The sequence below is a fragment of the Halomicrobium sp. HArcel3 genome (assembly GCF_058933135.1).
This window is the reverse complement of the sequence record NZ_JBZYDN010000009.1, coordinates 158,075-167,198: the sequence shown is the minus strand read 5'-3', so window position 1 is coordinate 167,198 and position 9,124 is coordinate 158,075. Positions and strand designations below refer to the sequence as shown.

The 9,124-nt window shown below is 69.1% G+C and carries 10 protein-coding genes; 1 reads left to right on the top strand and 9 read right to left on the bottom strand.

All coding sequences use genetic code 11. The features are described 5' to 3' along the window. Window positions 1-367: 367 nt before the first annotated feature. The 7 genes from recJ to AC5FRV_RS18635 all read right to left on the bottom strand — a co-directional run bounded on the left by recJ (window position 368) and on the right by AC5FRV_RS18635 (window position 6,966). Window positions 368-1,846: a RecJ family nuclease gene (recJ, locus tag AC5FRV_RS18665; protein WP_493562597.1), complete on the bottom strand. Its 1,479-nt coding sequence runs from the start codon at window positions 1,844-1,846 to the stop codon at window positions 368-370. 86 nt (window positions 1,847-1,932) lie between these two features. Continuing rightward, a complete protein-coding gene (locus tag AC5FRV_RS18660) occupies window positions 1,933-2,484 on the bottom strand; it encodes a hypothetical protein (protein WP_493562596.1) in 552 nt (183 codons plus the stop codon). A 200-nt stretch (window positions 2,485-2,684) separates the two neighbouring features. Further along, a complete protein-coding gene (locus AC5FRV_RS18655) occupies window positions 2,685-3,431 on the bottom strand; it encodes a uroporphyrinogen-III synthase (RefSeq protein WP_493562595.1) in 747 nt (248 codons plus the stop codon). After that, a complete protein-coding gene (gene cobA / locus AC5FRV_RS18650; protein ID WP_493562594.1) occupies window positions 3,424-4,209 on the bottom strand; it encodes a uroporphyrinogen-III C-methyltransferase in 786 nt (261 codons plus the stop codon). The genes AC5FRV_RS18655 and cobA overlap by 8 nt, the downstream gene beginning before the upstream one ends. Then, entirely contained in the window at window positions 4,206-5,387 is a 1,182-nt protein-coding gene (hemC, locus tag AC5FRV_RS18645; protein ID WP_493562593.1) for a hydroxymethylbilane synthase, read from the bottom strand. Before hemC ends, cobA begins: the two co-directional genes overlap by 4 nt. 110 nt (window positions 5,388-5,497) lie before the next feature. Further along, window positions 5,498-6,046, bottom strand: a complete 549-nt coding sequence (locus tag AC5FRV_RS18640) for a CDP-2,3-bis-(O-geranylgeranyl)-sn-glycerol synthase (protein ID WP_493562592.1) — start codon at window positions 6,044-6,046, stop codon at window positions 5,498-5,500. Window positions 6,047-6,129: 83 nt separating this feature from the next. Then, window positions 6,130-6,966 carry an alpha/beta fold hydrolase gene (locus AC5FRV_RS18635; RefSeq protein ID WP_493562591.1) on the bottom strand — a complete coding sequence of 279 codons (837 nt, stop codon included), beginning with the start codon at window positions 6,964-6,966 and terminating at the stop codon, window positions 6,130-6,132. Between the two features lie 99 nt (window positions 6,967-7,065). Here AC5FRV_RS18635 and AC5FRV_RS18630 point away from each other — a divergent pair, with 99 nt between their 5' ends. Continuing rightward, window positions 7,066-7,902 carry a proline dehydrogenase family protein gene (locus AC5FRV_RS18630; RefSeq protein ID WP_493562590.1) on the top strand — a complete coding sequence of 279 codons (837 nt, stop codon included), beginning with the start codon at window positions 7,066-7,068 and terminating at the stop codon, window positions 7,900-7,902. A 42-nt stretch (window positions 7,903-7,944) separates the two neighbouring features. Here the strand turns inward: AC5FRV_RS18630 and AC5FRV_RS18625 are convergent, their stop codons facing one another. Together AC5FRV_RS18625 and AC5FRV_RS18620 are read right to left on the bottom strand one after the other, a co-directional pair. After that, window positions 7,945-8,511, bottom strand: a complete 567-nt coding sequence (locus AC5FRV_RS18625; RefSeq protein WP_493562589.1) for a magnesium transporter — start codon at window positions 8,509-8,511, stop codon at window positions 7,945-7,947. A 1-nt stretch (window position 8,512) separates the two neighbouring features. After that, the gene (locus AC5FRV_RS18620) at window positions 8,513-9,091 is read right to left on the bottom strand and encodes a magnesium transporter (protein WP_493562588.1); all 579 of its coding nucleotides are present in this window, start codon (window positions 9,089-9,091) and stop codon (window positions 8,513-8,515) included. Between the last annotated feature and the right edge of the window lie 33 nt (window positions 9,092-9,124).

Here is a 9,124-nt window from a genome sequence, read left to right as displayed (position 1 = left end):
TGGCCACCGATTCACGAGTGAAGAGACGGATCTCGGAACACATTCACCCGTCTCTTCGCATTCTACCGATATAGCGTAGTCGCGGCCCTGCCGTCTAGCGATCCTACAGAGCAGACTGAAAGGGCGAGGCGGGCTCCGGGAACCCGGGCGAAGCAAGCACCGCAGGCGAAGCCGAGGAGCGTAGCGAGCCCCGGGACCGGAGCACGTTGAGGGCTTTCTGGGTGTTAGCGGTATCCTTTCTTCCAGCGCTATCCCATCAAAACATCCGAGCACTTCACACAAGCACAGACCGTTGGTGAGGGCAATACGATGGGCGTGTGAAATAGCTGCAGTACCCGCTACGTACCGAAATATGTCGAAAACCAGATCAACTCAACTGTTCGGCGACGATGGCGTCGGCGGCCTCGACGAACTCCTGTTCTTTCCCCGCCGGGACGGTCGCACCGGCGGCGATGTCGTGCCCACCGCCGTCGCCGCCGACGGACCGGGAGGCCTCGCCCATCACGGCCGAGAGGTCGAGGCCGCGGCCGACGAGCGGGCCGGTGCCACGGGAGGACACCTTCGTCTCCTCCTCGGACTTCCGGGCGAACGCGAGGATCGGTTTGTCGGAGTCGACGCCGTCGGTGCCGAGCGCCATCCCGGCGACGATGCCGACGATGGTCTCGCGGATGGCCTCGCCGGCGTCGAACCACTGGACGTGCTCCTCGTGGGTGACGCCGCGTTCCTGGACCAGCGTCAGACCCTCCGAGAGGTTGCGTCGGTGGTTCGAAAGCAGCGTCTGGGCCCGGTCCAGCGCGCCGTCGCGGTTGCCCAGGCACACCGCGAGGCCGACGTCGGCCCGCTCGTAGCGGGCGGTGGCGTTCAGCAGCGTGGAGAACTCGCTGGCGTCCCGCAACTCGGTGCCGACGGGTTCGTCGGCGAGCGTGTAGGTGGTCCCGACGAGCGAGTCGATCTTGCCGGCGGGGACGCCCCGCTCGACGGCCCGCTTGACGAGCGCGCTGGCGACGGTCTGGCGCTCGTCGTCGGTCAGGTCCGCCCAGGTCCGCCAGTCGCCAGTCGTCTTGAGGTCGAGTCCCAGGCCGTCGAGAAACCGGATCGCACCGGCCTGGTCGTTGGAGACGCCGGGAATCGGGACTTCCGTCGCGTACTCCAGCAACTTCGGGAGCGGACGCGTCTGTTTACCGTAGAGCGTGAGGTCCGTGCCCTCGTCGAGGACGCCCGCCTCGACGCCTTCGGCGACGATGCCCGCGTTCGCGCCGACCAGTTCCCCACCGACGGCCTGCATGTCGCCGACGGCGCCGACGACGGCGAGGCCGGCCAGGTCGCGGTTGCCGTCGGTGACGTCCGCCTCGTCGGCGTCGCCGCTCTCGGCGAGCGCACGGGCGAGAACGTAGGCCGCGCCAGCGCCCGACAGCTCCGAGGCGCCGTTGATCCCCTCCAGCAGCGGGTTGAGGTGGAACTCGGTGTCGGCGTACCCGTCGGTCGTCACTACGGCGTCGGGGTGGCAGTCCTCGGGGTTCGCCGGCTGGTGGTGGTCGGCGACGACGGGCGTGAAATCCCCCGCCGCCGCGTGGTCGCTGATGACGTCCAGTTGCCCGGAGCCGAAGTCGGTGAACAGCACGGTGTCGTAGTCGGTGGCGGCGATGCCCGCGATGGCCTCCGCGTCGAGTTGCTTCTCGAAGACCGTCTCGAACTCGATGCCTGCGCGTTGAAGCGCCGACGACGCGACGGCGGCGCTCGTCAGCCCGTCGGCGTCGATGTGGGACGCGAGCAGTACCTCACCGGCACGCTGGAGTCGATTCGCGCACGCAACGGCGCGGTCGTCCAGGTCGGGTACCGGTCCCATGCTGAGCGAGGGTGGTGCCCGCTCGCGTATAAACTATCGGACTCTACACGGTGGATCGCCGGCCGTGTGCCGACGGTCAACCCCGCTCAAGCGACGTCGCGTCGTTCGGTGATCGTGACCGTCTCGTCGTCCGATTCCACCGTCGTCTCGATGGTCACCCAGCCGCCAGCGCCCTTGACCGCGATGGCGTCGCTCCAACCGAGCGTGATCCGCTTGGTCTCGGAGTGAGACTCGCCGCCGGCCAGGGTGCCGACGTCGGCTGACCCCTGCCAGACTTGCTTGCCGTTCCCTTCCTTGCCGGCGTAGATCTGCGTCGAGACGGTGACGTCCGCCGCCGTCGCGTTCTGGCGGTTGGTGACCGTCGACGTCACGTCGCGACAGGTTCGTCCGCACTTCTCCGTGTTGTCGGCGACGACCGTGAACGCCGGTTCGTCGGTGGTGGTCTCGGTCCCGTCGTCTCCACCACCGTTATCCGGTGGCGAAGCCGGCGTCTCTCCCGGATCCGCGCCGCTGCCTGGCGCGTTGTCGGGGCCGAAGCCCGGACCAGGGCCGGATCCGAACCCACTCGCGACGGCGCCACCCGCGCCGACGACGAGGAGCGCGGCGATGCCACACACTGCGAACAGTCTCGCATTCATCTATCGTTGGACTGGTACGTCGCAACCGGTGTTATTTATCCAGTCGCTAAGCACTCCCTCCGAACAGTTCAGTGACTGTCACCTGTCGTGGTCCTGGACTGGCAGGGCGGGTTCGAACCGTGGATTCACCGGCCCGAGCCGGCGTTAATATCGGATTAAGCCGCGAGAAGCCGGGCGGTCCGCTCGTCGTTCGGACCCGGTCACTCCCGATGCGTCGGCGCGGCGTCCTCGACGACGGCACAGGCAAGTTGCTCGAAGTCGGCCGTCTCCGGCACGACGTCGACGTCGATACCGTGGCCCTGGGCAGTTGTCCGCGTCGGGTCGCCGATCGCACCGACGACGGCGTCGTTCAATCCGGCGATGGCATCGTCGCGAACCCCCCGCTCGTCCGCGGCGTCGAGGAAGTGCTCGACAGTGAGCGAGGAGGTAAAGAGCGCGGCGTCGAGGTCGCCGTCGGCCGCGAGTTCGACCGAGTCGCCGGCTCCCGCTGGCCGGACGAGCCGATAGAGGACGGTCTCGTGGACGTCCGCGTCCGCGAGTCCGTCCGTCAGGACGGACGAGCCGTGGTCGGAACGGGCGACCTCGACGCTGGCCCCGTCGACTTCGTCTTCGAGCGCCGCGACCAGCCCCGACGACGTGTACTCCTCCGGAACCAGGTCGACGGCATAGCCCGCCTCGCGCAGCGCTTCGGCGGTTGCGGCACCGATAGCGCAGACGGTCGAGTCGCCCGGCTCCCAGCCGGCTTCGGCCGCTAGCTCGACCCCCGTCTTGCTCGTGAGAATCACGTAATCTGCGCCCTCCTGCGGGGAGTTTCCCGTCGGTTCGACGGCGAGCATCGGGTCGGAGACGGGGTCGGCCCCGAGCGATTCGAGCAGTTCGACCGCGTCGTCCAGGCGCTCGTCGTCGGGCCGGAAGACGGCGACGCGGAGGCGGGGTTCCTCACGCATCGTCGGTGGCCTCCAGTCCGTCGTCGAGTCGCTCGTTCCGCAGGAACGCTTTCACACGCTCGCGTTCGCCGGCGACGTCGCCGATCACGGTGATTGCGGGCGGTTCGATCCCCTCCTCGTCGCGCACGTCGACGATCGTATCGAGCGTGCCGACGGCGACGCGCTGTTCGGGACGGGTCGCGCGCTCGACCAGCGCGACCGGCGTCTCGGGGTCCATCCCGCTCTCCCGGAGGGCGGCGGTGTAGTCCGGGAGCTTGCCGACGCCCATCAGGACGACGATGGTGCCGCCCGTGTCGGCCAGCGCGCCCCAGTCGATGGCCGATTCGTCCTTCGTCGGGTCCTCGTGGCCCGTGACGAACGAGACGGAGGAGGCGTGGCCGCGGTGGGTCACCGGGATGCCGGCGACTTCCGGGCCGGCGACGGCGCTGGTGATGCCCGGCACGACCTCGAAGGGGATATCGTTCTCGGCGAGGTGGGTCATCTCCTCGCCGCCGCGGCCGAAGACGGTCGGGTCGCCGCCCTTGAGCCGGACGACGTCGTCGCCCGCCTCGGCGAGTTCCACCATGCGCCGGTTGGTGTACTCCTGTGGCGTCCACTCGCCGTCTGCGCGTTTGCCCACGTCCTCACGCTTCTCCTCGGGGATAGCCTCCAGGATCTCCGGGCCGGGAAGCTTGTCGTGGAGGACGACGTCGGCCTCGTCGATCAGTCGCTTCGCCTTGACGGTCAGCAGTTCTGGGTCGCCGGGGCCCGAGCCGACGAGATAGACGGTCCCGGTCATTCGTCGACCGCTCCCCCCTCCTCGACGATTTCTTCGTCGTCGGTCTCGACGGCGGAGGCGGCGTCCTCGTCCGCCTCGCCGCCGTCGTCGAGTTCTTTCTTCGCCGCCGCGATCAGCTCTTTGGCGCCCTGGTCCGCGAGATCAGCGGCGAAGGACTTCGCACCGTCGACGTGGCGGTCGACGGGGACGTCCCGCGTCGCGCTCACCTCCTCGGTGCCATCCTGTGAGAGCACCCGGACGCGCGTGCGAATTGACCGCCCCTGCAGGACGGCGTGGATGCCCAGCGGCGCGACGCAGCCGCCGCCAAGTTCCTCGAGGACGATCCGCTCGACGGTCGTCTCCGCGCGGGAACGCGGATGATTCAGTACTTCGTTCATCTCCTCGGCGAACTCTCCGTCGGTGGTCGCGACCGCCAGCGCGCCCTGGCCCGGTGCGGGGACGAACGTCTCGGTCGACAGCGGCGTCGCCTCGACGTTGTACAGCAGCCCCGAGCGTTCGAGTCCCGCCCGTGCGAGGACGATGGCGTCGAACTCGGTGTCGACGTCCCGGCCCAGTGCCTGACGTTCGATCTCCCGGAGCCCGTCGAACCACTCCTCCACGTCCTGGTCGTAGGGGAAGACGTACTCGTCGTCCTCCAGTCGCTCCTTGCGTTCTTTCTCCTCCTCGCTGCGTTCCTCGTGTTCGGCCTGCAGCGAGGGGGCGAGCAACTTCTCGACCCTCGTGTCGACGTTGCCACGGAGCGGCTGGACGTCCAGGTCGGGTCGCTCTGCCAGGAGTTCGGCCTTCCGGCGCAGGCTCGACGTGCCGACCGTGGCGCCCTCTGGGAGTTCCGAGAGCGTCGCGCCGTCGGGGGTGACCAGTACGTCCGACGGATCGGCGCGCTGGGGAACGGCCCCGACGACGAGCGAGTCGGGCTGTTCGGTGGGGACGTCCTTCATCGAGTGGACGGCGGCGTCGACGGAGCCGTCGAGGACCTGCTCGTCCAGGCTGCGGACGAACGCGCCGGTCTTACCCAGGCGGTGGATCAGCTCGTCGCGGAGCTGGTCGCCGGTCGTCTCCACCTCGACGATCTCGACGTCGTAGCGGCGGTCTTCGAGCGCCTCCCGGACGGCGGCGGCCTGGCGAAGCGCCAGGTCCGACCCCCGCGTCGCCAGCCGCAGCGTCCCTCGCGTAGTCATAGCTGTGACTCCACGGTCAGCGGTGAAAAGTCTGCTACTTCGGGCGCGCGCCGACCACTGGGCGCGGGCCGGATTGGTCAGCGGTCAGTGTCACCACGGGCTGTCCCGGCTTACCACGGCTCGTCCTTGAACCCGAGCCAGTAGGCGATGGTGTTCGTCACCACGTGGAGCAGCGGCGTCGCGACGAGGATGACGACCAGCACGGGGACGGTGAACGTCTCGGTGAACCACCCGAAGTCGGCGACGGCGGCGAGCAAGAGCGCGCCCACGACGAAGTCGAGCTGGTCCAGACCCGGGAACGCGGCGCCACGCTCGCGGCCGGTCCGGCGCTTCAGGAAGGAGGCGCCGATGTCCCCGACCATCGCACCGAGGGCGAGGCCCACCGCGGCGAGGATCGGAAATTCGGGGAGCGACGCGATGCCCAGGGCGTCGTTCGCGGCCCCGTTGACGGCGTTGAGCACGAGCGCGAGGAGGGTGCCGGCGACGGTGCCCGCGAGCGTCCCGCGCCAGGTCTTCCCGTCGCCGAGGACGCGCTTGCCGTTCCAGGTCCGGCCGCCGTCGATGGGCCGGCCGCCGCCCGCCAGGACGGCCGCGTTGTTCGGGACGTAGGCCGGCAGCATCGCCCAGAGCGCAGTGGCGACGGTCGCGAGAATGCTCATTGTCCGGGCGTTTCTTCGCTCCCCCTTAACGTTTCCCGGTCGCCAGCGTCACTGGACGCGCCCGGGCCCCGGACGCGCCGTCGTCACTCGCGCGGAACTTCGTCGCGGAGAAACGAGAGCAGCACCTCGTTGAAGTACCCGGGGTTGTCCTGGTTGGCGTTGTGACCGGCGTCCGGGATCACCTCGTACCGGGCGTCGGGCTCCGTCTCGGCCCACAGCGGCACGTCCCGCGCGACCGTCCCGGCCCTGTCGTCGTCGCCGTGCGTGAGTAACAGCGGCTTCCCGACGCGGTAGCCCGGTTCGGCGTGGAGCCCCGTGGCGACGGCCCCCATGACGGTGAGGAACTCGCGTTTCGAGAGCTGGCACGTCGCGCTGTAGGCGTACCGCCTCACTGCGTCCGTCGCCGCCGTGTTTTTCGCGACGACCTTCCGCAGGTGTGAGTCGGGCCAGACCCTGAAGAGAAACGGAGTGAGTCGGAGGGCGAGGCGTTCGAGCGTCCCCGGTGGGTCGGTGAGGTTCGTCGCACCGATCATGGCCAGCGCCGTCACTCGCTCAGGGTACCGGAACGCGGCCTCCTGTGAGACGAACCCGCCGAAGGATTGTCCGACGAACGTCGCCGTCTCGTAGCCGAGCCGATCGACGATCGCGAGGAGGTCCTCGGCGACCGATGGGATGGTGAAATCCGCCCCGATCGGTTTGGAGCGGCCGTGGCCGCGCACGTCCCACGCGAGCACCCGGTAGCCCGCCTCGACCACGGGATCGCGCTGGAGGTCGAACATCCGGTGGTCCATCGTCGCGCCGTGAGTGAACGCCACGAGCGGCGCGTCCTCGGGCCCCGCGACCCAGTAGTGGATCCGGGATCCTGATCGGTCGAGCACGCTCGGAGGGCCCCAGTACCGGTCCGCATCGGCTCGCGCCATACCGCCGAAACGCGCGGGATTCGTGTTATCGTTTCGGGGGCCGACGCGGTGGGACCGGCCGCCCCATCCATTTAGTCGGGCCACCACTAACAACCGAACGTGATTCCCCCGCTCGCGCGCCGGTTCGTCGCCGGCGAGACGGCCGCCGAGGCGCTGGACCACGCGGCGACGCTGAACGACCGGGAAGTGGGGGCTATCCTGAACCACCTCGGCGAACACTACCAGACGCGTGGTCCGGCCGACGCGGACGCCGACGCGTACCAGCGGCTCGTCGACGATTTCGTCCAGATGGACCTGAACGCGCGTATCTCGGCCAAGCCCTCCCAGCTCGGATTGACCGTGAGCGAGGACGTCTTCCGGGAGAACCTCTCGCGGGTCGTCGACCACGCCGCCGAGCGGGACGTCTTCGTCTGGCTGGACATGGAGGACTACACGACGACGGACGCGACGCTGGACGCCTTCGAGGCCGAGGTGACGAGACACGACGGCGGCGTCGGCGTTTGCCTGCAGTCCAACCTCCGGCGCACCCACGACGACCTGGAGCGACTGGCCGACCTCCCGGGGAAGGTACGGCTGGTCAAGGGGGCCTACGACCCGCCGGAGGCGGTCGCGTACAAGGGGAAGGGCCACGTCGACGCCCGCTACCGCGACGACCTTCGATATCTGTTCGCCAACTTCGACGACGGAATCGCGGTGGGGAGTCACGACCCCGAGATGATCTCGCTGGCCCGGTCGCTCCACGAGGAGTTCGGGACGCCCTACGAGATACAGATGCTGATGGGCGTCCGCACCGACGCGCAGTTCGACCTGGCCGAGGACTGTGAGGTCTGGCAGTACGTGCCCTACGGCGACCGCTGGCTGTCGTACTTCTATCGGCGCGTGATGGAACGCAAGGAGAACGCGCTGTTCGCGGTGCGGGCGCTGCTGGGGAGCTGACTCGCTGGATCTGCTGTCGCTGCCCCTCACGTTCTGGCGTTCTCACACCAGTACTCGAACCACACCAAAGAGGACCAGCACGCCGAGCACGTCGCAGACGTTCGTTACGACCGGAATCACCACCTCGTCGGGGTCGAGCGAGAAGCGGTAGGCGGCGTAGGTGGTGACCACCGTCACGGCGACGGCGAGGACGGCCAGCGTCAGCCCACTCAGGAGCGCGACGAGGACGACGGTTCGGAGCGGGAGCGCCGTCGCGCCGAACAGCCCCTGGACCAGCCACGCGCCGGCACCGACGAGCGGGAAGATGGTCAGCGACAGCGAGACGGTCGCGACGGCGTTGCCGGCCAGTCGGTCGTCCGTCGGGGAGAAGGAGAGCAGACCGAGGTGGAACGCCGTCGAGAGTCGCGCCGCGAGGACGCTTCCGAGGTTCCCCGCCATCCCGATCGTCACCGGCACCAGCACGAGCAGCGAGGGGTACCGCAGCAGGGTGTCCTCGAAGGTGTCGAGCACGAGACCGCTGCCCAGTTCGACCGCCGTCAGGACTGCGAGTATCGGCAGCATCGTCCGCATGATGCCGCGGACGGTCCACTCCTGGCGCGCGCCGGCCATCCTACCCACCCCCCGCAGCGAGGACGACTCTGGCCGCGAACAGCATCGTCGCGACGCCGACGACGTCGCCCGTCGTCGTGACGACCGGGCCAGCCAGCGTGTCCGGGTTGAGTCCGCGCCGGTAGCCCAGGAAGACGACGGAGATGACGGCGGTCGCCAGGAGGACGCCCGAGACGAGCCCCGCGAGCACGGCGATGGCGACGAGCGTCGCGAGACCCGCGACGTCCCGGCCGAGCGCGACCAGCAGCGCGAACGCGAGCGTCGCGGCGAAGGCGCTGACGAGCACGCCGTTAGCCATCGACGCGGCGACGGCGCGGTTGAGCCGGTCGTCGCTCAGGGTGAACTCGGGTTCGACGAGTCCCTGGTGGAGCGCCGACCCGAGGCGGGCGCCGAGCGAGCCGTAGACGTTTCCCCTGGTCGCCAGGAGGGCGGGGACGAGGACGATGAGGCCGGTTACCTGCTCCAGTTCCGCCTCCATCCCGCCCAGCACCGCGCCCGCGAACAGGCCGCCGACCGCGCTGGGGAGGAGCACGGGCAGTGTCTCCCGGTAGGCCTCAACGGCGACCTCGCGGACGGTCATCGTCCTGAGTCACTGCCCGGAGCGGCAAAAAAG